This window comes from Corynebacterium flavescens, assembly GCF_008693105.1.
GTDB classification, from domain to species: Bacteria; Actinomycetota; Actinomycetes; order Mycobacteriales; family Mycobacteriaceae; genus Corynebacterium; species Corynebacterium flavescens.
The window spans coordinates 26,746-48,984 of the sequence record NZ_VXKK01000018.1; the positions used below are offsets into that span (position 1 = coordinate 26,746).

General features: G+C 59.3%; 19 protein-coding genes. 12 read left to right on the forward strand and 7 right to left on the reverse strand.

Features of this window, described 5'->3' with window-relative positions; translation table 11 throughout:
* Positions 1–52 precede the first annotated feature (52 nt).
* Complete coding sequence (gene eccD, locus F4V60_RS02330; protein WP_084559116.1) at positions 53–1,669, reverse strand: type VII secretion integral membrane protein EccD; 1,617 nt, start codon at positions 1,667–1,669, stop codon at positions 53–55.
* Here eccD and eccCa point away from each other — a divergent pair.
* From eccCa to rpsI, 6 genes are all read left to right on the forward strand, one after another.
* Complete coding sequence (eccCa, locus tag F4V60_RS02335; protein WP_075729150.1) at positions 1,668–5,315, forward strand: type VII secretion protein EccCa; 3,648 nt, start codon at positions 1,668–1,670, stop codon at positions 5,313–5,315. The genes eccD and eccCa overlap by 2 nt on opposite strands.
* Positions 5,316–5,331: 16 nt before the next feature.
* Complete coding sequence (locus F4V60_RS02340; RefSeq protein ID WP_084559117.1) at positions 5,332–6,450, forward strand: type VII secretion-associated protein; 1,119 nt, start codon at positions 5,332–5,334, stop codon at positions 6,448–6,450.
* A 161-nt stretch (positions 6,451–6,611) separates the two neighbouring features.
* Positions 6,612–6,929, forward strand: a complete 318-nt coding sequence (locus F4V60_RS02345) for a WXG100 family type VII secretion target (RefSeq protein WP_075729151.1) — start codon at positions 6,612–6,614, stop codon at positions 6,927–6,929.
* Positions 6,930–7,059: 130 nt separating this feature from the next.
* A complete protein-coding gene (locus F4V60_RS02350; RefSeq protein WP_075729152.1) occupies positions 7,060–7,347 on the forward strand; it encodes a WXG100 family type VII secretion target in 288 nt (95 codons plus the stop codon).
* A 260-nt stretch (positions 7,348–7,607) separates the two neighbouring features.
* A complete protein-coding gene (rplM, locus tag F4V60_RS02355; RefSeq protein WP_075729153.1) occupies positions 7,608–8,051 on the forward strand; it encodes a 50S ribosomal protein L13 in 444 nt (147 codons plus the stop codon).
* Positions 8,051–8,584: a 30S ribosomal protein S9 gene (rpsI, locus tag F4V60_RS02360; protein WP_075729154.1), complete on the forward strand. Its 534-nt coding sequence runs from the start codon at positions 8,051–8,053 to the stop codon at positions 8,582–8,584. Before rplM ends, rpsI begins: the two co-directional genes overlap by 1 nt.
* Before the next feature lie 178 nt (positions 8,585–8,762).
* On the opposite strand, the gene fepB is transcribed toward rpsI, so the two are convergent.
* The 4 genes from fepB to F4V60_RS02380 all read right to left on the reverse strand — a co-directional run bounded on the left by fepB (position 8,763) and on the right by F4V60_RS02380 (position 12,810).
* Positions 8,763–9,833 carry a Fe2+-enterobactin ABC transporter substrate-binding protein gene (gene fepB, locus F4V60_RS02365; protein WP_075729155.1) on the reverse strand — a complete coding sequence of 357 codons (1,071 nt, stop codon included), beginning with the start codon at positions 9,831–9,833 and terminating at the stop codon, positions 8,763–8,765.
* A gap of 66 nt (positions 9,834–9,899) precedes the next feature.
* On the reverse strand, positions 9,900–10,694 hold the full coding sequence (locus tag F4V60_RS02370; RefSeq protein WP_075729156.1) for an ABC transporter ATP-binding protein: 795 nt from the start codon (positions 10,692–10,694) through the stop codon (positions 9,900–9,902).
* On the reverse strand, positions 10,691–11,767 hold the full coding sequence (locus tag F4V60_RS02375; RefSeq protein ID WP_075729157.1) for a FecCD family ABC transporter permease: 1,077 nt from the start codon (positions 11,765–11,767) through the stop codon (positions 10,691–10,693). The genes F4V60_RS02370 and F4V60_RS02375 overlap by 4 nt, the downstream gene beginning before the upstream one ends.
* Positions 11,764–12,810 (reverse strand): FecCD family ABC transporter permease, encoded by a 1,047-nt coding sequence (locus F4V60_RS02380; protein ID WP_075729158.1) that lies wholly within the window; start codon positions 12,808–12,810, stop codon positions 11,764–11,766. The genes F4V60_RS02375 and F4V60_RS02380 overlap by 4 nt, the downstream gene beginning before the upstream one ends.
* 88 nt (positions 12,811–12,898) lie before the next feature.
* Here F4V60_RS02380 and glmM point away from each other — a divergent pair, with 88 nt between their 5' ends.
* From glmM to F4V60_RS02400, 4 genes are all read left to right on the forward strand, one after another.
* Entirely contained in the window at positions 12,899–14,242 is a 1,344-nt protein-coding gene (gene glmM, locus F4V60_RS02385) for a phosphoglucosamine mutase (RefSeq protein ID WP_075729159.1), read from the forward strand.
* 128 nt (positions 14,243–14,370) lie between these two features.
* The gene (locus F4V60_RS02390; protein ID WP_075729160.1) at positions 14,371–14,700 is read left to right on the forward strand and encodes a hypothetical protein; all 330 of its coding nucleotides are present in this window, start codon (positions 14,371–14,373) and stop codon (positions 14,698–14,700) included.
* Positions 14,697–16,181 carry a hypothetical protein gene (locus tag F4V60_RS02395; RefSeq protein ID WP_075729161.1) on the forward strand — a complete coding sequence of 495 codons (1,485 nt, stop codon included), beginning with the start codon at positions 14,697–14,699 and terminating at the stop codon, positions 16,179–16,181. Before F4V60_RS02390 ends, F4V60_RS02395 begins: the two co-directional genes overlap by 4 nt.
* A complete protein-coding gene (locus F4V60_RS02400) occupies positions 16,181–16,399 on the forward strand; it encodes a hypothetical protein (RefSeq protein WP_075729162.1) in 219 nt (72 codons plus the stop codon). The genes F4V60_RS02395 and F4V60_RS02400 overlap by 1 nt, the downstream gene beginning before the upstream one ends.
* On the opposite strand, the gene F4V60_RS02405 is transcribed toward F4V60_RS02400, so the two are convergent.
* Positions 16,396–17,229, reverse strand: coding sequence for a dienelactone hydrolase family protein (locus F4V60_RS02405; protein WP_075729163.1), 834 nt, complete (start codon positions 17,227–17,229; stop codon positions 16,396–16,398). The genes F4V60_RS02400 and F4V60_RS02405 overlap by 4 nt on opposite strands.
* A 249-nt stretch (positions 17,230–17,478) precedes the next feature.
* On the opposite strand from F4V60_RS02405, the gene F4V60_RS02410 reads away from it, so the two are divergent.
* The gene (locus tag F4V60_RS02410; RefSeq protein ID WP_075729164.1) at positions 17,479–19,506 is read left to right on the forward strand and encodes a PTS mannitol transporter subunit IICBA; all 2,028 of its coding nucleotides are present in this window, start codon (positions 17,479–17,481) and stop codon (positions 19,504–19,506) included.
* On the forward strand, positions 19,506–20,657 hold the full coding sequence (locus tag F4V60_RS02415; protein ID WP_075729165.1) for a mannitol-1-phosphate 5-dehydrogenase: 1,152 nt from the start codon (positions 19,506–19,508) through the stop codon (positions 20,655–20,657). Before F4V60_RS02410 ends, F4V60_RS02415 begins: the two co-directional genes overlap by 1 nt.
* A gap of 114 nt (positions 20,658–20,771) precedes the next feature.
* On the opposite strand, the gene F4V60_RS02420 is transcribed toward F4V60_RS02415, so the two are convergent.
* The gene (locus F4V60_RS02420) at positions 20,772–21,947 is read right to left on the reverse strand and encodes an alpha/beta hydrolase (RefSeq protein WP_075729166.1); all 1,176 of its coding nucleotides are present in this window, start codon (positions 21,945–21,947) and stop codon (positions 20,772–20,774) included.
* Between the last annotated feature and the right edge of the window lie 292 nt (positions 21,948–22,239).

Sequence of the window (22,239 nt, forward strand, 5' to 3'; positions counted from 1 at the left end):
GCGCTTGTAGCAATTGCGCACAAGGTCGCACTACAGCGGCGGTTCATCCGCATCAGCCCAGACCCCGAATCAGGGAGAAGACTCCCGCCAGATGTAAAGCTAAGGGAAGACTGGCCGCGATGGCTAAAGACTCCGCCCGTTCTAACCACACGACGGCCGTTGGCTCTAGAGCTGCGAAGCGGGAAGCAAAGACGGCGGCAGTAACCATGACGGTTATCGTCACAACCGCGACGGCGCTCATCACCCATAGTCCTGCGTCCGGGGTAGGAAAATCGAGTCTAAACCACGCCGCCGCAGCGCACAGGCAGGAACTCATTGCTGCGGTAGCCGCGATGATCATCTGCGGCCAAATAGCGCGCGGGTGTCCTTGACGGGAGGCATGCAAAGTCACGGACACCGCCACCGTGATGCACAGAGCTTGCGCGAATCCCGCGCCGAGACTATCACTGCCCAGCAGGGCACCTGCAGCAGTTCCCGGTTCACCGGCTCCCGTCACGGCCAGAAGTAGCAGCGCAGGAACAATTCCACAGGTCAGTCCCGTGAGTATTCCCGAGTAGATTTCCTGAGCACGCCGCGCCTTTTCTTCCACATGGAGGTCGATGGCATCGGAGACAGCGAGGTCCTGGCCTGCCGTAGGAATGCGAGGTGGCTGCAAGCCAGCCAAGCGTGCAGTGAGGCTAGGAGTTACGACGAGGAATACCAACATGAAGCAAATACCCAGTGCACACGCTGCGATTACGGGAGCACCCGCAAAGGCGCTTGAGGGCCCGGGAAGAAACAGACCTGCGGCCGCTACAACGTACAGCCCGCACCATGTACTTAACAGGGAGGTAGCATAAACAGTCCCTAGCCCCGCGAGGCGGCACAGTCCCAGAGCACACCCGGCAGCCAGCACGGCGGATAGGAGTGTCAGCGCCAAATCCAAGGGCGCTACAGAGCCACCTCCGCCGGCGAAGAGCCCGCCCGATAATGCGAGCATCCCGATACTGACATACGCCAGCAGATTCATTCTGGTCCACAGCGCCAGCAGAAAACTCACTGCGCCGACTCCTGCTGCGGCAATCACAGGGTGGAAGGCCGCAGCTAGACCAGCCGTTGCGAGCAAGCCCCCTAGAATCCACAGGGCAGCGAAGGCACCGGAGTTTTCGGCACCCGCGCGGGCCTCTAAGGCTTCCGCGGCGTCCCTGATAACTGGAGGGGGAGTGGCACATGCGGGTCCTAAAACCACGATTGCCCCATCCGGCAGTTCGACGGCCCCAATGGGCGCAGTCATGTCGATGTTCCTACCTCCCGCACTGGTGGCCTGCCACGACCTTAAGTGTGACGGTGCTGCTACCAAGGCCAGAAGTTCCCCCAAAACCTCCCCCAGACTCGACGATCGAGGGAGAGAAACATCAGCCTCTTTCTCGAAATCCTTGTGGGAAAAACGCACAGTTAGGCGCACTTTTTCCGCGATCGATGTATCCATGAAAACTATCCCCCGATTGTGTTCTTGAGCTGTTTTCCCCTTGCCCAATGACCCACATTGTGGCTTACTTGTGGCGACGTGTCCACCGCAGCGCTGGGTTTTGATGTCTTTGGCAGGGGGCCAAGCACTTTCCGCGCAGCGAGTTCGAATCGGGGGTTTGAAACCGCTAGGTGGGCTCGGGGGAAGCAAGGAGTTGCTCATGCTTGAGCTCGAAGATCCACACGTGGTTGATCCTCTATCGCGCACAACGAGGGACCCCGCGCCGCCTCTACCGAGTAGCCCGGTGGAGGCTGAGCCAGTTCCGGAGGCTCAACGCCCACAGCCGGTGGCGCTTATACGCTTGTTGATGCCACTTATCATGGTCGTGGCAATGGTCGGCATGGTTGCATTACTAGTGCTTAGCTCTGGTGAAGACAGACAGATTAGCCCTATGGCCTTGATGTTTCCAGTGATGATGCTTGCCAGCATGTTTATGATGTTTAATCCTCAAAGCAGTGGCGAGGACCCGAATGAAACGCGCCGGACTTATCTTCGCCACTTGAAAGCACTGCGGGAGAAAGCCCTGGACAATGCCGCAGCACAGCGTGCGCACGAGGAACACCGGCACCCTGCTACTAGTACGCTGCCGGCTCTCATTGGCACCCGCCGCATGTGGGAACGTGCCCCTGATGACGCGGACTCTCTCGAGGTACGCGTCGGCAGCGGTGAGACCGCTTTGGTCACCCCGATAAAGATCCCGGATTCGGGCGCGGCAGAAGACCTCGACCCAGTATGCGCAGTCAGCGTCAGGCAGACGGTGCGTGCCGTGAGCACGGTTACGCAGGTACCTGTGGTGCTTCAGCTGAGAGCGTTCCGTTTCATTTCGCTCACCGGCGCCCGCTCGCGCGACTTAGCCCGCGCCATGGTTTTGCAGCTGGTTACCTTTCACGGCCCAGAAACCCTCGGGATAGAGGCCATCGGGCCGGGATGGGAATGGCTCAAGTGGCTACCGCACACACGTGAGCCGGGCAGAGCACGCTTTCGGCTCATCCTAGTTGAGGACGCTGCCAGTGCGCACAGCTCAGGAATCCTCGATGATCCTGATCTAACAACCATCATCGGAGTGGATCCGCCAGTCGCCTCTGAGTTCTCTTTCCGCGCCGAAGACGAGGGGATCTGCCTCATTGCCGATGAGTCCCTATCTGTATCCACTGCGGCAGGAGTCGAAGATCTCGGATGCGCGGAGGAGGCCTCGATGGGCCTGGCTCTGCTGGTGGCACGGGCAATGGCGCGGTTCCGGCGGCCCCTTTCGGCGACCCGTGAGCGCGGACGCCACGGAAATGACTTGCTGGGGCTACTTGGCTATGAGGCTAGTGAGGACATCCATCGAGGAGACATGTGGAGGGGCGTGCAAGGGCAATCTCGTCTCCGGGTGCCAATCGGCCTCGATGACGTTGGGCAGCCGGTCTACCTCGATCTTAAAGAATCAGCGCAGGGTGGGATGGGTCCCCATGGGCTGTGCGTCGGCGCGACGGGCAGTGGAAAAAGCGAACTGTTGCGCAGTCTTGTCGCGGCTCTAGCGGCTTCCCACAGCCCCGAAGAGCTGAACTTTGTACTCGTCGATTTCAAGGGCGGTGCCACCTTCTTGGGATGCGATGTCCTCCCGCACACTGCGGCCGTTATTACCAACCTAGAGAGCGAGGCGACGCTGGTAGAGCGCATGCAAGACGCCATTTCGGGGGAGATGAATAGGCGGCAGGAGTTTCTTCGTGCAGCAGGGAACTTTGCCAACGTCGGCGACTACAACGCCGCGCGAGGGGGAGCTGAGCCTATGCCAGCTCTCGTGATTGTTATCGACGAGTTCTCCGAGCTTTTGGGCCAGCACCCAGACTTCGCCGATCTCTTTGGAGCTGTGGGGCGCCTGGGGCGTTCGCTGCATATTCATCTCCTTCTCGCCTCCCAGAGGCTGGAAGAAGGAAGGCTACGCGGCTTGGAGTCACACCTCTCCTACCGCATTGGGCTGAGGACTTTCTCCGCCGCAGAGTCCCGGCAAGTACTGGGAGTTCCGGATGCCTATCATCTCCCTGCTCAACCAGGCATTGGGTATCTCAAATCTGACGCGGAAGAACTGACGCGGGTGCAAGCCTGTTATGTCTCAGGCCCCGTCACACGCCGAGCGCTCCCACAAGCTCCTTTAGCGCAACCCAAGGGGCTCAGGGTGGAGTTCTTCCATGCCTGGACGCAGTCGAATGCTGGCGAGTCACCACGAGTTGAGATCGACCACTCGACTACGGTCCTCGCGGCAGTCGTGTCGGCTGCACGAAATGAAGCAGCCACTAAGAACTTGAATGCACACCGAATTTGGTTACCGCCCTTGCCGCATGTGGTTGAATTGTCCACTGCCGTTTCTCCGCTGCTTGCAACCGGATCGGTTCCAGCACTCAACGCAGTGGTCGGCATCATTGATCGTCCCTACTATCAGCGCCAAGATCCTCTACTGATTGATCTTTCCGGCGAAGGTGGTCACCTTGCCGTGTGTGGCGGGCCGCAATCGGGCAAGTCGACATTCCTCAATACCGTCGTCTCCGCGCTTTGTGCGCGGCATAGTCCTGAAGAGGTTCGCCTCTACGTTATCGACTGCGCGAACCGGCTCTCCACTCTTTCGCGCTTGCCGCAGGTCGCGGCGGTGGCCGGAAAAGGCGAGGCGGAGAAGACGCGGCGCATTGTAGACGAGGTTTCTGGTCTTATTCGGCGCCCTGAGGAACGGGAAACTTTCCTGGTGATAGACGGATGGCATCACTTCGGCACCGCCGGCGCGGACTTTGAGGATCTCGGCGAGGTGATTACCTCCATGGCTGCCGACGGTCCCTCCGCACGGGTTCACCTGGTCATCAGCACCGCACGTTGGACTGCGATGCGCCCCGCCATTCGAGATCTCATAGCCAACCGGGTGGAACTGCGACTTGCTGAAGCCATGGATTCTTTGATTGACCGCAAAGCTCAGCAGAAAATCCCCAAGATTCCAGGCCGTGGCATCACCAGTGCGGGTGAGCATATGCTCATAGCAAAAACCAGTAATCAGGACATTGCGCATGTTGCGCACCTGCACGCTAATGTCCCCGCAGTTCCTGCATTAAAGATGCTTCCTACACATTTGAGTGAGGCACCCGCGAGCGCGCTGGGCAGCATTGCATGGGGAATAGGCGGGCCCGATCTGGAAGCGATGGTCTGGGATCCCCAGTCCTGCGCGCACCTAGTCTGTGTTGGCTCTAGTGGCTCCGGCAAATCCACCTTCCTAGCCACGATTATGCAGGGACTAAGCGGCCTTGATCGTGCGGTGGCTCGCCTTGTTGTCATTGACGAGCGGCGCGCACATCTCGGTGATCTCGACCCAGAGATGGTCGCGGCATACGCTGCGACCTCGGAGTCTGCTCGTGAGGCAATAGCGGAGACAGTCCATACGCTAAAGACGCGCTTGCCCGGCCCAGATGTCACGCCCCAGCAGCTTATTGACCGCAGTTGGTGGGAGGGCCCGGATATCTATGTGGTGATCGATGACTTGGACTTAGTCAGTGAAGCCACGCTGAGCCCGCTCATCGAAGTACTAGCGCACGCGCGCGATGTCGGGCTGCACCTGGTGATTGCACGCAAGTCCGGAGGAATCGGACGTGCACTTTTCGGGGGCTTTCTCACCGCAGTACGTGATTTACAGCCAGCAGTCCTGCTGTTTAGCGCAGACCGCGACGAGGGCAGCATCTTCGGCATGAAGCCTTCGACCCAGATCCCCGGGCGCGGGACCTGGTCCGTTCGCGGCGAAGTTCTCGGGCTTGTCCACGTCGCAGCTCCTCTTATGAAAGGAACAGCCTAATGAAAGGAACTACCTCATGAACGATGACTCCACTCAGCACTCCTCGTCTACGCCAACTCTCACAGCCGAGCATCCCAAGTCCGAGCACCTGAGCGTGACGGTGCTTGATTCCGCGACGATCTTTGAAGGCGGAGAAGTTGTCTACCGCTACGATCTGCCGGGCAGCGGGGTGGTTGAGGGGTGGGCGTTGAGTGAGACGATGGAGCAGATTGCGAAGTCTTGTGGGGCCGCATGGCCTGATGCCACGGTTGCTATTGGAGCTGATTCCTCCGGAACCTCTGTTTCTCATGAAGCGGTGGAGATCCTTTCCCGACAGTGCGCCGCAGCCGGGGCTCGAGTAAGCATCGAATCCGCGTTTCCGCAGCAGGACTCGACAGCCGAGCTACAGCCCCAGGAAGATCCCCGGCTGGTCGAGGCGGAAGGTCAGTCGAGGCAAGCTGAGAGTATTGAGCGAACGGGCCGTTCTAGCGCTAAGGGCATAGAGGCGCTGACGCGGCTATTGCGCCAGGTCGATGTATTCCACGTGGCCATAGCCGCAGTAGTGCTCGGCGTTGTCGGGGTGTCGTGGTGGGTGATGGGGCTCAGATCCTCTGGGGAGGGCGCTGCAAAGGCCCCTGATGAGGGGGCGTTGATGGCAGGAGAGTCGGCAGTAGCAAGCCAAGTAGCGGAAGCTTTACCCTCTGATTCCTCGCTCGTGCCCGATGCTCCCATCGTGGAGGAGGCAGCTGCCGCGCCAGACCTTGAGTCTTTGCGCATCGAGGCGGAGGGGCTTTCGGTTGCTTTGCCAAGTGGTTTTCATATCAGCGTGGACCAGGGCCTTATCACTGCGGTAGGTGAGGATCCAGATCTGCGGGTCCTACTCGCGGCGGATCCTCTCTTTCAGGTGCCTCCCGAGGTGCTCTTTCAAGAGCTACGGGCGGAAATCGAGCGCGAGGATACCCTTGGAGATCCGCACGAAGATGGCGGCAGGCTGTCTTATAAAGAGTCTCCCGGCGATGATTCTCACGTTGCTTGGACCACGTGGACGGATCTTGGTCATCAGCTCTCGGTGGGATGCCACACCAAGGCAGAGCCCACGGTCGTGCAAAGGGCGACGTGCCGGATGGCCGCGGATTCCCTTCGCAAACTGGAGTAGCAACTCATAATAGAATGTCAGTACCTGCAGAAGAAACGGCGAAAAACAGTTTGCGTGGACACGGGAACCGCTGAAGGGGGTGCGCAGTCCAATAGCAGTGAAAAAGCCGCGGGGCTTTTTCGGGGAATTACAACACAAGCCCAGGGAGGGTCCAGAAAGTTATGTCTCAGCTATTTAAAACCGAAGCCGATGTGATGGTGGCAACCGCCGGTCGCGTCGATTCCACCAATGATGAGGTACAGGGTGAACTCACTCGCCTGCAAGGCGTCGTTGACTCCGTCCGTGCGAGCTGGGCGGGCCAAGCGCAGGTCTCTTTTGATGGTTTGATGCAGCGCTACAACACCTCGGCGCAGCAACTGCGCGAGGCTTTGACCGCTATCTCTGAAAACATCCGGAGCAATGCCCATAACTTCGACACCATCGAGGCAGATAATGCCCAGGCATTCAGCCGAGTAGGTGGGCAGGGCCTCGCCCTGTAGTCGTGCCGCACACAGCACCCCTACTACGTTCACAGTAAAGAACACCGCAAACGCACAGCATCGAAGCATCACAGCACCGCCTGTACTGCCATAAGGGCCGTATCAGCACTTAAGAAAACAGGAGCACACAATGTCAGCAATCAAGTATGAGTTCGGAGCAATCTCTTCCGCTGCTGGAGACATCAACTCTACGTCGGGGCGCATCAATGGGCTGCTCGGGGATCTCAAGTCCTCGCTGCAGCCCATGGTGTCTACGTGGGAAGGTGACTCTGCGGCTGCCTACGCACAGGCGCAGGCCAAGTGGGATAAGGCTGCGGCGGAGCTCAATACCGTCCTTGCCACTATCTCGAGCACAGTCAGCCAAGGAAATGATGCCATGAGTGACGTCAACCGCCGCGCGGCTGCCAGCTGGGGATAAGGACAACTGGGGAATCTGCAACTAAGAAATAGGGAAGCGGGCACCCCGTATCACCGGTCAGCGGTGGTGCGGGGTGCTTTGTCGTTTTGGGATCTGCTGGATCTTTTACTAAAGTGAGAGCTCTATGTGTTTGCTCGATCCCGCACTCTTTTTGAATGCGGTCGAAGCGCTTGCTGCAGGTCTCCACCGGCCGCTGTAGTAAGACGGATGAGCATATAGCGTTGGCTGGCAGTCCCCAGACAGACTTTCAAGGAGTCATTTTGTCTACTTTCCACCCCAAGAGCGGTGACATCACCCGTAAGTGGTACGTCATCGACGCAACTGACGTGGTTCTGGGCAAGCTTGCTTCCACCGTGGCAGACATGCTGCGCGGCAAGCACAAGCCCCAGTACGCACCGAACGTTGACGGCGGCGACCACATCGTCATCATCAACGCCGAGAAGATTCACGTCTCCTCCAACAAGCGCGAACGCGAGATGCGCTACCGCCACTCCGGTTACCCGGGCGGCCTGAAGAGCATGACCCTGGGTCAGTCTTTGGATGCTAATCCGGCCCGCGTTATTGAAGAGGCAGTCACCGGCATGATGCCGCACAACAAGCTGTCCGCATCCTCCATCAAGAAGCTGCATGTCTTCATTGGTGAAGAGCACCCTTACGCCGGTCAGAAGCCGGAAACCTTCGAGCTGAAGCAGGTGGCACAGTAATGGCTGAGCAAAACATTGATAACAACGTAGCTGACGCTGCCGATATCGCCGCCGCAGCTGTTGCTGCCGAGGAGTTCACCAACACCATTGGTGATTCCGTCATCGAGGTCATCGAGGACGAAGAGGTTGTTACCCCGGCTATCCACGAGGGCCCCATCCAGACGGTTGGTCGTCGTAAGCGCGCCATCGCGCGTGTGCGCCTCGTTGCTGGCTCCGGTGAGATCACCGTTAACGGTCGCAGCCTGGAGACCTACTTCCCCAACAAGCTGCACCAGCAGGATATCCTGCTGCCGCTGACCTTGCTTGAGCGCGAGAACCAGTTCGACATGAAGGTCACCGTCACCGGCGGCGGCCCCACCGGACAGGCCGGCGCACTGCGCCTGGCTATCGCCCGTGCACTTAACGTCTACAACCCGGCTGATCGCCCGGCCCTGAAGAAGGCCGGCCTGCTCACCCGTGACGCCCGTGCCGTCGAGCGTAAGAAGGCTGGTCTGCACAAGGCACGTCGTGCCCCGCAGTACTCCAAGCGTTAATCTTCCTTCGCTTATACGCGCAACCCCGCCTCTGCGTAGCTTTCCTTTCCGGAGAGTTTCGCAGAGGCGGGGTTTTGTGTTCACTGCGCGCAGTGGCCAAAAACTTCAAGATATTGGCCACTATTTACCGTGAACACTCCGTCTGAGTTTCTACTACGCGTTGTCGTGGTGGAAGGCGCTAGTTCTTGAACAGGGCTTCCACGTCATCGAGGACTTTCATGGCGGAGTAGTAGTCAATGCGGAATGCATAAGGTTGGAGATCGTGGACCGAGTCAGTGCTGATGGCGGGGTTGTCCTTGAGCTGTTCTTGTGTCTTGAGGAACTCTGTGGGCGAGTCCTTGCCATCGGCGTTGAGCGCGAAGATGGTCTTGCCGGTTAGCGCGGGGCCGAAGTTTTCCGCAGCGACGGAGACCACGTCGGAGCGTCCATCGAATTGCGGGTTTCCGCCGCCGTATTGTGCATCGGGGACTGCGATTTCCCAGCCCAAGTCGTGGAAGAGGCTTCCCTGGGCGGATTCCTTGGTCCAGACGTTGAGGGTGTTTCCACCTTGGCCCAAAGACACAATGTTCACCGGTTGCGCGGGAGCGGTGATGGACTTGGTGACCGCAGAAATTCGATCGTGGTAGGATGCGATGGCTTCATCGGCTTGCTTTTCATGCCCAATTGCGGTGCCAAGTTCTTCGAGCACCTCGCTCCACTGCTTATTGGAGTAGTCGACGACTATCACGGGAACCACGTCTGCTAGCTGGTCGTAGACGCTGGTAGCAGAATCCTGGCCAGAAGAAGACATGACCACTAGATCGGGGTTTTGGGCGAGGATGGCCTCGACGTCAGGTTGGCCTTCATATGAGACCTCAAGGCCTGCATCTTCGGCTTCCGGGGCCCATTGCTTGAAAAATCCTTTGTCATCAGCGATGGCGTTGCCCTTGGACTGAACTCCAGTGGAAGTGACAGGGGCATCAAGTGCGAGCAGGTTTCCCGTTAGGGTCACTGAGGTGGAGGCGATGTTGGTGGGCGCCTTTTCCAAGGTCACCTCGCTTTCCTCACCCGCACCATTGAGCGTGGTGACGGTGCGCGGCCACTGGCCTTCCTGGGAAGTGGCCTGTGCATCCGAAGCCTCGCTCGAGGCAGTGGAGTCAGTCCCGGCGGAATTCGTGGACTCACTCGAGCCGCATGCGGTGGCGCTCCAGGCCGCAGTCACTACCGCAGCAGTCAGCGCGAAGGTGCGGAACTTAAGGGGAATAGTCATCAAGACTCCTTAAAACATAGTGTGGGTAAGGCGTAGATAACCTAGCTTAGGTAACACTAATGATTACTACAAGGCTGGAACTACCATTGGTCCCCCAGTCACGGGGTCTGTGACCACGAGAGCTTCGAGGTCGAAGATCTCGCGCAACAGGTCGGCGGTGATGATCTCGGCGGGCGTGCCCTGCGCGTAGATTTCCCCCGTCGGAGACATGGCCACAAGGAAGTCAGAATGACGGATTGCCAGGTTAAGGTCGTGGAGAACCATGACGATGGTCTTGCCTTGGTCTGTGCGCAGTTGCGCCACCAAGCGGAGCACGTCGATGCTGTGGCTCAGGTCGAGATACGTGGTCGGCTCGTCGAGGAATACGGTGGGGGTATCTTGGGCAAGCGTCATGGCTATCCAGACGCGCTGTTTCTGCCCACCGGATAGGGAACCCAGGGGGCGTTGTGCCAGCTTGGCGACGTCGCACAGCACAAGCGCGCGCTCCACCTGCTCCGCATCCTGTGCGGACCAGCGCCTCATCCAGGATTGGTGGGGGTGGCGCCCCCGGGAGACGAGCTCTTCTACCGTGACTGCCTCCGGCGCAGTGGGTTGCTGGGGAAGCATCGCTAGCTGCCTGGCGCGAGTCGTGCGTTTGAGGGAGGAGAAGTCCTGGCCATCGAGCTCGACGCTACCGGAGTGTGGCAGAAGAGTAGCCAAAGCTTGGAGCAACGTGGACTTTCCGCAGCCATTCGGCCCGATCAACGTTGTGACGGCTCCAGCCGGGATGTCGAGGTCGAGGCCTTTTAGGGCCTCGTGGCCCTGGTAAGACACGCCCAAGTTCTGGGCGCGCATGCGGGGTTGGCTTAGGGGAGAGTTCATTGGTTGTTCCTTCCGTTGTTCCTTCGGTTAAGGGAGACAATGAGATAGATAAGTACAGGGGCGCCAAGGATGGTGGTAACTATGCCGACGGGAAGCTCCCAGGGGAGTACAACGCGGGCGAGGAGGTCCGCGCTGCAGACGATCAAGGCCCCGGTGAGGGCAGAGGTGACCAGCGGTGGCGTGGAGCTGCCGGCTAAGCGCATGGCAATTTGTGGGGACACGAAAGCGACGAAACCTATCGGCCCAGCCGCAGCGACGGATACCGCAGCTAGCGCCACGGCGACTAAGAGCTGGAGGGCCTGCGCAATCCGCACATTATGCCCCAGCATCGTCGCGGTGAGATCACCTAGAGAGAGGGCGGAGAGCTGGAAAGAAAGATAGGAAGCGAGCATGAGCGCTACGAGCACGGCGATCAAAGGGGCCCAGGCCTCGCTTAAGTCACGCCCATTGAGCGAGCCGGTGAGCCACAGTCGCGCGTTGGCCACAAGATCTAGGTTCCCGTGCGCCATAATCCAGGTTGAAAGGGAAGTGCATAGCGTCGCCATGGCCACCCCGATGAGGACGAAGCGCAGCAGGGAATGGCGGGAGCGTCCAGCGATGAGCCAGATGATGGTGGCCGTGATGAGGCCACCGCAAAAGGCGGCGAGCGGCAAGCCCACGGTGGCCAGGGTGAGGGAGGCTGCCTTGCCGAGTGTCCCGCTCGTGCCTGCGAACGTAAGGAGCGCAACCGCCGCCAGAGCCGAGCCTTGAGTGATGCCGAGTATGTCCGGGCTGGCCAGGGGGTTTCTGGCGATAGATTGTGTCAATGCTCCGGAGAAAGCAAGTGCCGCGCCGACGAGTAAGCCTACGACGGCCCTTCCTAGCCGCACGTCGATGACGATGCGGTTTTCAATGGGTGTTCCACCACCGCCAATGATCCGCCAGACATCGGCAACGCCGAGCGGATAGTCGCCGTGCGCAATGCTCAAGGTGAATACGCAGCCCGCTGCGACGATTAAGGCGAGGCAGACGCCCAGCACCCGCGGGCGCAGGGGCGCGGCAACGGGACCTAGTTTCACAACAGTGTGTTTCACGGGGTAAGTACCTTTCCGCGTTTGACAAGGAAAATGAACACGGGTGCGCCGACGAGGCCTAAGACGATTCCCATGGGCAATTCGCCCGGGGCAGCCACGCGCCCGAAGATGTCTGCGCCCAAAGCCAGCAGGGCGCCGATAAGGAGGGAAGCCGGGAGAATGACCCGATAGTCAGGTCCCCACAGCGCACGTGCCGCATGGGGTGCCGCCAATCCGATGAAAGCCACTGGGCCTGCAGCGGACACGGCCGCGCCACCGAGGAGGGCAATGGCTGCAAAGCCGAACACACGCCGTAGCACAACGTTAAGGCCTAGGGCTCGCGCGCTTGATTCACCCATGCTGAGAAGATTGAGCGCTTGGCCCTGGGTCAGCGCCAAGGCTGTGCCCAGGATGAACGAGGGGGTAACTGCGGCGGCAACCGCTAGGCTGCGGCCAGACACCGAACCCGTTGCCCATGTACGCAGGGTATCCAGAGCCGCAGAATCGGTGATCACCAAGGCGTTGACAAAGGCCATCAACAAGGCGGTGACGGCCGTGCCAGCTAGCACCAAGGTCAGCGGGCTCGCAGCAGTGGCCCCGCTGGAGGAAAGGGCAAAGACCACTAGGGTTGCGGCGCCGGCTCCCAGGAGCGCTGGAAGAACTGCGGCATCTCTGGCACCAGAGAAGCCGAAGTAGACGCCGCTGACCACGGCGAGGGTGGCCCCAGCATTGATTCCGAGCAGGCCCGGATCTGCGAGGGCATTGCGGGTATGCCCCTGGATGAGCGCGCCCGCGGTGCCGAGGGCGGCGCCGGCCAGCAGGGCTAGGAGAGTACGGGGGATACGCAGGTTGGCAATGATGGCCGTGAACTCATCGACGCCCTCTAAGGAGTTGGGTTCGCGTCCAAAGGCATAGAAAAGGGCGGGGATAATTCGGGGGAAGACCTCGCTCAAGGGGATCTCGCGAGAGCCAACGCAGAGGCCGAGTATGAGTAAGCCGATTACGCTGAGGAACCCAAATAGCCACCACCGCACCCCATGTGAGGCCCGGACAAATTTAGACATGAGTAACAGGTTAGGGCAGGTTTGCCTAAAAAGGGAAGTGGCGCAGCGGTATTACTACAAAGCACGTGGCGCGTGCATAATTGGATCTATGACTCGACTTTTTGGAACCGATGGCGTTCGTGGCTTGGCGAACAAGAAACTCACCCCAATCTTGGCTCTCAAGCTCGGGCAGGCGGCGGCCCAGGTTTTGACCGCACACCGCGAGTCCTACGATCGGCGTCCGCTGGCCATTATTGGCCGAGACCCCCGCGTATCCGGGGAGATGCTCGACTCCGCCATCGCAGCAGGATTATCCTCCCGCGGTGTTGATGTCGTACGGGTAGGGGTCCTTCCTACCCCGGCCATCGCTTTCCTTACGGATGATTATGGCGCCGACCTTGGCGTGATGATCTCAGCTTCACATAATCCCATGCCCGATAATGGCATCAAGTTCTTCTCCGCTGGCGGCAAGAAGCTGCCCGATTCCGTGGAAGATGAGATTGAGGCGGCCATGGCCCAGCTCAAGGAAGAAGGTCCAACGGGAACCAAGCTGGGCCGAGTAATCTCCGAGGCCCCGGATGCGCGCGGCCGCTACCTCAACCACCTCGCCGAAGTCGTTCCCGTTGACATCAGCGGCATCAAGGTTGTCGTGGATACCGCCAATGGTGCGGCATCTAAAGTTGCGCCCGAGGCTTATGCCGCCGCTGGCGCCGAGGTTATCGCCATCCACAACAAGCCCAATGCATTCAACATCAACGAGGACTGCGGCTCCACACACATCGACAAAGCACAGGCGGCCGTTGTCGAGTACGGCGCGGATTTGGCGCTCGCCCACGACGGCGACGCTGACCGCTGCCTCGCCGTCGATGCCGAGGGCAATGTGGTCGATGGTGACCAGATCATGGCCCTGTTGGCGGTGGGGATGAAGGAAGATAGCGATCTTCGCTACAACACCCTTGTTGCCACCGTCATGTCCAACCTCGGCTTGAAGCTGGCCATGGAAAAGCACGGCATCAGCGTCCGAGAAACTGCGGTGGGGGATCGCTACGTCCTCGAGGAACTCAACCGCGGTGACTATTCCTTAGGCGGCGAGCAGTCCGGGCACGTCGTGCTTCCCGACGACTGTACGACCGGTGACGGCACCCTCACCGGGCTATCCATCATGGCGCGCATGGCAAAATCCGGAAAGTCCCTGCACGAGTTGGCCTCGGTGATGACGGTGCTCCCGCAGGTTCTCATCAATGTTCCTGTCTCCGACAAGTCCATCATCATGGATGCCCCCGAGGTCCAAGAGGCCCTTGCCCAAGCCGAGGCGGAGCTAGGAAACACCGGCCGCGTACTCTTGCGGCCCTCCGGTACCGAGGAACTCTTCCGCGTGATGGTTGAGGCTTCCGAAAAGGAGCAGGCACGCAAGGTGGCCGGACGTCTCGCTGGCGTAGTCGCCGCAATTTAGTCTGCCTCATCCTTCTCATCCATTAAGGTTCGCGCGGCCTTAAGGAACCGATTCCCTTTGCGGGCAGTCCAATACAGGAGAGCAACACAATCATCCTGAATGGAAACCACAAAGGGAGCAGGCTAGCCGTGCCAGATATTTCTTTTGACCCCGTTGAAGCGCAGCGCCAGCTGCGCAGCTTGGTCGCGCACAACCAAGAGCAAGCCGCCGCACATCGAGCTAGCTTTCCGGCCTTTCCTGCCGACTCGGCTGGTCGCGGGTTTTCTGGCCACGCCGCCCGCCTCCAAGAGGCACTCGAGCGCGTGCACCACAGTTGCGCGTGGCGCTGGAATAACCTTGCTGCCACAGCCGGCGCGGCCGAGCAGCAGTTTAGAGCCCTATCAAACCTCGACAGCCGGAATGGAATGAGCTTGGACCGCGTTCATTCGGAGCGTGAAGGCGGTGCGCGAGGCTTATGAGCGTTATCACTAGTTCCCTAGTGGGGGACTACGCAAGAGCGGTATCGCAGTTTCAGGTCGCCAGCGCCGGCTCCTACGCTGGGCCATCAATGCCTATGGACGTGCTGCACTCTCTCATTTCCTCCACCGAAGGAATCAATCCTCAGGATTTGGTCTCTAGTACTGGGGCGGCCGTCGGCAAGCAGGGGCGCGGCAGCAGAAGCGGCCTTGGGGGATTGGGGGGCTTCCTTTTAGATACAGCGCTGAGCTTCGCCGGTGGAGTACTCCAAGAGCACATTCGGGGCGTCCAAGAAGACCACGAGGAGCAGACGCGCGATACGCGCCAGCTGCAGGAGTCTGCCCAAGAGTGTTCAACGGCTATCGGTGATGTCGTTGACGTCTCCGATTCCGCCCTGACGGAACTGTTCTCCGCCGCGATTCCGCTGCTCAACCTGCTCTCCATGGTCCTGTCTAAGCATCCGCTAGGCAAGATCATTGTTCCCATGATTTCAGCGATTGGGGGTGACCTCATTGAGAAAACCAACCAGACTATCGCCAGTACCTGCCGTGACCGGGACGCAGCCATCGAGGCCTGCTACGAGGAATTCGAGTCTCGCTGCGAGAACCTGAGCCAAAAGCCCCTGCCACAGACCCCGCCTGAGCCGGATTGCGCGGCCGAGTCGGAGCCTGCGCCACAGCCCAAGCCAAGTTCGCCTGAATGCCCGGCACCGCCCTCCCAGGAGACCTGTCCGCCATCTATCCAGCCCGCGCAGGCACCTGACGCGTCTTCCGCCCCAGCATCGCAACCAGCGCCAGCGGATCCGGGACAGTGCCCTCCGCAGACCACGCCCGCAGCGGCGCAGCTAAGCCCTGCCTCCCCTCCGGCTCCGCCCGCGCCGGGCATCGATAAGCAGGCACCGCCGTGTGAGGCCCAGCCAGCTGAAACACCGCCGTGTGAGCCCCAGGCTTGCCCGCCCCTGCCGGTCGTACCTAGTTCCTGCGAGCCCGCTGTTTCTCAAACGCACGTAGAAGTAGAAAAGTCCTGTTGCGGATGCTTGGGCGCCGCGGGTGCGGGAATCGCGCTGGTAGGACTGGGCATTCTTGTGGCTGCGGCAGCTGAGTGCCTCGCGGCGGAGATTCCTGTTCCTGAGCCACAGCCTTGCCCAGATCCTGAGCCCCAGCCCGATCCTGAGCCTTGTCCCGAGCCAGAACCTCAGCCACAACCACAACCACAACCAGAACCCGAGCCCGAGCCCGAGCCCAAGGCAGTGCCGCCAGCAGCCGAGGGCGTTATTGCTCCGCCACCTGAATTAGCGGAAGTACCCGAGCCGGATCCGCCGCCCAAAAAGCTAATGAATATGCCAGCGGCAGTTGAGGTTCCTGAGTCATCGCCAGGATCAGAGGGCGCCGTGGCCTCACCTGGGTTGCCTGCCACTGAGCAGGCCTTAGCTCCTGAGAGCGCCGATGATGCAGGGCGCGCGCGGAAGGCAGGGCAGTGGTAATGAGCCAAGACTTCGAAGCCTTTGCCAGGGGGTTTAGGGAAAGAACTTCTGCCCGGCTCTTGGAATTTGAGAAAGCGTTGGCGCAGGCGCAGGAGCAGCTAGAAAAGTCTGCTTCTGAGGCGGCGCGGCAGGCCCCTAAGCCGGCTCAGACACCGCATAGTCCCGCGGTGCGGAGAGGAAGGCCGGGGCAAGTGAAATCGGTGCTGCGGCGCGATTAGCGGGAGGGAAGAAGTCCGGCCTTGCGGGAAAGCGCGTCCCCGCTGTAGCTGGAAAAGCCTTTTCCAGCAGCCAATGGCGAAGCGAAGCCGTCGTACTTGGATTCGCCCGCCAGCTGATCCAAGAGGAAACCGGTGAGGAGGCCGCGTGCTAGATCTCGGGCGCCTGCCTGGAAGAAGCCGGCGCCGACGGTCAGCTTGAAAAGGGTATCTTCGCTGAAGCCTTGCTGGTTGCCTTTGTAGACCTCGCGGTAGGCCACGGATCCGCCCCAACTTGCGGCCAGCTTGGCGGGATTGCCGGCACCAAAGATATCGTCACTCTTTGAGCCTATGACGAGGCCGGGTGCCTTGACGGAGCGTGCAGCCTGCGTAGACGAGGGGGAGGTGGTGGCTGGGTAAATGGCAGCCACGGCTTTGACCTTGTCGTTGTTCGCGGCGGCAAGCACCGCAGCGCCGCCGCCCATGCCGTGTCCGATCATCCCCAACTTGTGTGGGGAAACCGTGATCTTGCCACTTCCTAGCTTCACTCCGGCGGCGATCTGGAGGGCAGATTCCATGTCTGCGGCAAGGTTGCGGTGGTTGGGCACCACTCCGGTCTCCGTGTTCGGTGCAACAACCACGATGCCCCAGCTAGCAAGGTGGCGAAGAGTAGCGTGATAGCTCTTTATCTTCTTTGTCCAATCGTGTCCGAAGGCCACTGCGGGCAAAGCCTTACCTTCGGCAGGCGTATAAACCTTGCCTGCTAGGCCGGCATAGTCCAAGTCACCAATGAGAACGCGGTGTGGTCCTCTTTTGGACAATATCGATAGGTGCTTCTTCAAGTTCGCAGTCACGCTTACCAGAATAGAGCAAGATTCGGGCGGGGTTGTGCAAAAGGTCAAAACTGGCGCTTTGGAAAGGCAGCGACTAGGTGGAGCGCCAGCGGCAAGCCTGTGTGAGGCCTGACAGGTAAAGAGAGCAGGCTTTTTAGACTTTTCGCAGTCTGCATCTATCCAAATTTCAATTAAGTAATAGACTTGAGAAAGAACACTCAAGAACGGGTTCTAGAACCCGTTCCAGCCCCGATTGTAAAGGACTTTGCTGTGGCTGAAACTAAAGAAAAGAAAGGCGGCGTACGCGTCGCCGTCCAGAAATTTGGTACGTTCCTTTCCTCGATGATTATGCCGAATATCGGCGCCTTCATCGCGTGGGGAATACTGACTGCACTATTTATCCCGGCAGGATTCTTCCCTAATGAGAGGATAGGCACCTTGGTCTCACCAATGGTGACTTACCTCCTGCCTATTCTTATTGCTTATACGGGCGGCAAGCTCGTACACGGCGTTCGTGGCGGCGTCGTCGGCGCCATCGTAACCATGGGCGTCATCATGGGTACATCTTCGCCGGTGTTCATCGGCGAGGATGGCCACTCATCCCCGATGTTCTTGGGCGCCATGATTTGTGGTCCACTCTCCGCCTGGCTGTTTAAGAAGCTGGAGTCTTTGTGGCAGGGCAAGATTCGCCCTGGTTTCGAGATGTTGGTGGACAACTTCTCCCTCGGTATCTTCGGATTCGCGGGAGCTATTGCCTCGATGTACTGGCTGACCCCGGTGATGAACTTCATCATGGAGTGGGCAGGCCGTGCGGTCGAGTTCCTTATTAATCACAACCTGCTGTGGCTGACTTCGGTCCTCATCGAACCGGCCAAGGTATTCTTCCTTAATAATGCCATCAACCATGGCGTTTTGACGCCGTTGGCCACGGATCAAGCCGCCCAGACGGGTAAGTCAGTCCTCTACCTGCTGGAGGCTAATCCTGGACCCGGCCTTGGTATCTTGCTGGCGTTCATGCTCTTTGGAACCGGCACCGCACGGGCTACGGCTCCGGGCGCGGCGCTCATCCACTTCTTTGGTGGTATCCACGAGATTTACTTCCCCTATGTCCTTATGCGCCCGCAGCTGCTTCTCGCCGCCATTGGTGGCGGCATGACCGGCGTTGCTATCAACACCGTCATGGACGTCGGTCTGCGCTCGCCGGCTGCGCCTGGCTCGATCATCGCCATCTACGGCACCGTCGCCTCTGATTCATATCTCGGCGTTACCATCGCGGTATTCGCTTCAACCGCTGTGTCCTTCGCCATCGCTGCCCCGATCCTCAAGTTCACAAAGGGAACGGATGACCTCAACAAGGCCACCGCTGATATGGAGGCCATGAAGGGCAAGAAGTCTTCCGTTGCAGGAGCGCTGACCAAGCGTGACGCGGGGGATATTCCAGAGATCCATAAGGTTGTCTTCGCCTGCGATGCTGGCATGGGTTCCTCGGCCATGGGTGCTTCCGTCCTACGCAACAAGATCAAGGAGGCTGGTTTCGGTGACGCGGTTACCGTGACCAACTCTGCCATCAATAACCTGAAGGATGACTATGACTTGGTCGTTGTCCACCAAGATCTAGCCAGCCGCGCTGAGGCTCCGACCCCTTCCGCCGTGCACGTTACGGTGGATAACTTCATGGCATCTCCGCGTTATGACGAAGTTGTTGACCTTATCCGTTCTCAGCAGACCGGCGAGTCTGCTGAGTCGGGTGAGGCTAGTGACGCTCAGCACTCTGCGAATGCTGCCGATTCGGTGGACTCTGTCGCTGGTGCTGAAGCTCAGCCCGCGCAGTCCAGCGTCGGTGTCAAAGAAGCCCCTGATGCGGAATCTAAGATTCTCACCGCAGACAACATTGTGCTCGACGGCAGTGCTAAAGACCGGGATGATGCCATTGACCAGGCAGGCGCCATGCTTGTGGCTGCCGGCGCGGTCGAGCCGGCCTACGTTGCTGCCATGCATGAACGTGAGAAGTCAGTGTCTACCTACATGGGCAATGGGCTAGCTATTCCGCACGGCACCAATGAGGCCAAGGACACCATCAAGAGCTCTTCCATCACGTTCATCCGTCTAGATGAGCCCGTAGACTGGGGTGGGAAGCCCGCCAAGTTCATTGTCGGCATCGCCGGCGCCGATGGTACCCACCTGAAGACCTTGTCCAAGATTGCCAAGATCTTCGGCAAGAAAGAGACCGTCGAACAGCTTGAAAAGGCCACCACCAAGGAAGAGATTCTCAATATCTTCGGAAAGGTCACTAGTTAATGAAGGCACTACATTTTGGAGCCGGAAACATTGGACGCGGTTTCGTGGGGATTCTCCTGCGCGAGGCTGGATATGAGCTGGTCTTTGCGGATGTTTCCGCCCCGCTTATTGACGCCCTCAACGAATACGATTCCTACACCGTGCACGAAGTAGGCCACGACGCTCGGGACGTCACCGTAACAGGGTTCTCCGGTGTCAACTCGGCCACCGATCTCGAGGGGCTCTACCGCGAGATCGGCGAGGCAGACATCATCACCACCGCCGTGGGGCCGAACGTGCTGCGGATCATCGCCCCGACCATCGCCCAAGGCCTTGAGCGCCGTGCCGCCGCTGGTAAGGGCAAGGTAGCCATCATGGCCTGTGAGAACGCCATCAACGCTACCGACGGCTTGGCGGCAGGTATCCGCGAGGCTTATCCACAAGCTGATGAGATCGCGTTCTTCGCCAACACTGCGGTCGACCGGATTGTTCCTAACCAGGAGCACCGCGAGGGTGCAGAGGCTCTCGATGTCACGGTTGAGACCTATCACGAGTGGGCCGTTGAGGTTGCGCCTTTTGGTGAGAATGTGCCGGAGATTCCCGGCATCACCTGGGTTGAGGATCTGGCGCCTTATATCACGCGCAAACTCTTTACCGTCAATACCGGACATGCTGCCACCGCTTACTTTGGCAACGTGGCCGGAATAACCAAGATCGCCGACGCCCTGGCTGACCGTGACGTGCAGGCTAAGGTTGCTGCAGTCCTTGCGGAGACCAAGCAGCTCATCGTGGAGAAGTTCAACTTCGATCCGAAGGTCCAGCAGGCTTACGTGGATAAGATCCTGACTCGATTCCAGAACCCCGATCTGCCCGATACCACCGTGCGCGTGGGACGTGCTCCGCTGCGCAAAATCTCGCGCCACGAGCGCTTCATCGGCCCGGCCGCAGAGTTGGCCGAAAAGGGTTATGAGGCCACCGCCCTTGTCGGCGCAGTCTCTGCAGCCTTGGCCTTTGATGTTCCTGAGGATGTTGAATCAGTAGAGCTCCAAAAGAAGCTCGCCGCAGCTCGGGGCGACCGTTCGGCAACGGATGCTCTCGCTACTGAGCTGACCGGCATTGCCAGCGATCACCCTCTCTTCCCAGCGCTATCTCAGGCTTTTGCTCAAGCCTAGGAAAAGATAGAAGCTTTCTAGAAGAGAACAAAGGTTAGGGCCGCATTGCCTTTACTAAGAAGGAAATGCGGCCCTAACCTTTTTCGTTTTTGCTTTTTCGGAAGCGGCTGGGCTCTAGCTCTCTAGCGCCGGCTTGATGTGTTCCCAGCCGAGTGCGAGGTGGGGCTGGAAGGTCTTCCAGTTGTGTCCGCCGTGGTCATCGTAGACAACCTCGGTAGCGGTGGCACCCGCGTCATTGAGCTCCTGCTCAAGGCGCTTGGTGCAGTAGTAGGATCCTTGCTCCAGAATGATACCAACGAAGATGTCCTTCGGGTTCCAGTATTGGTAGTATTCCGCGTCCTCGGCATTGATACTTCCGTTGGCGGAAGAAAGATAGATGGACTTGTTGGTCAAGTTGCTGACATCTGCGGCGACATCGTGCGCCTTCCAAGCGGGCGAGCCCTTTTCACCGACCATGTTCTTCACGCTTCCGCCACGGCTTTGGACGATGGCATTCTGGGTCTGCTCGCCGATGGGATCGGAGTTGGAATAGCAGCCAGAAACTCCGATGGCAGCATCAAACATTTCGGGATTGCGGTTGATGAGGTTCAACGCTCCGCCAGCGCCCATGGAGATTCCGCCGACGCCGCGCTTGCCGTTGAAGGGGATCTCTTCCTCAAGAAGGGGGGCCAGCTCCTTGGTCATGAAGGTCTCCCACATGCTGAGCCCAAGGTTTTCGTCGTAGCTCTCCCAGTCATAGAACATGGATGCGCGTGCTTCCGTGGGCATGACTAGGGTGACGTTTTCGTGAGCGAGCGTTTCTTGGATTCGACCTGGGTTGATCATTCCTGTGTGCTCGGGCGCGTCGATGCCATCGAGAAGATAGAGCATGGGCGCCGGTTGCCCCGTAGGGGACTTGCGGATTTGAACGACGACGTCGCGCTTCATGCTGGGAGAGGCAACAACCCACCTCTCGATGCCAGCGCCGTCCGGTGCGCCGCGATCGATGACCTCGGGCTTTTCGATGCCCTCCTTAGTTGGGCGGGGATAGTAGGGATCTATGCCGGACATCGACCCTGGAAGAAGGTCCGAGGAGCCAATTGCATTGAGGCTGCTCAGCGTGAAGTGCAGGTTGTAGCCGCTGGAGAGGGGGGACTGGGAAGAGAACTGGATGAGATCACGCAATTCAGGATCGGTGAGCAGGCTAGAAGTCGACTCTTGAGCGTGTGCTACGCCAGGAGTGACCAAGGCGAGTGCGGCTACAACGCCGAGAACGCGCTTTCGGAGACGGTGTCGGGGCTGCTGGGTCATAGGTCTGACTCTTTCTGGGGAGAGAATGGTCCTTCACACGCGTAGGGCGCGCAGGACATGGCATTCAGAATCGGGGAACGGGGAGCGCAGTCGCGGTGCTGCTTACACAGCAACTAGGCCATTGCTGTGCAGAGTATAGCAATTTCCTTGAATTTCCCTAGCCTCCGTAACATGTCAGCGGGGGTAATTAGCGTAGAAGGGGGCACTTAAATGTGTATTTTCCTGGTGAAATAATTCACCGTTTACGTTTCTTGTTGGTTACCAAAAGGCGTAATCGGAAGCGCTGCTCATC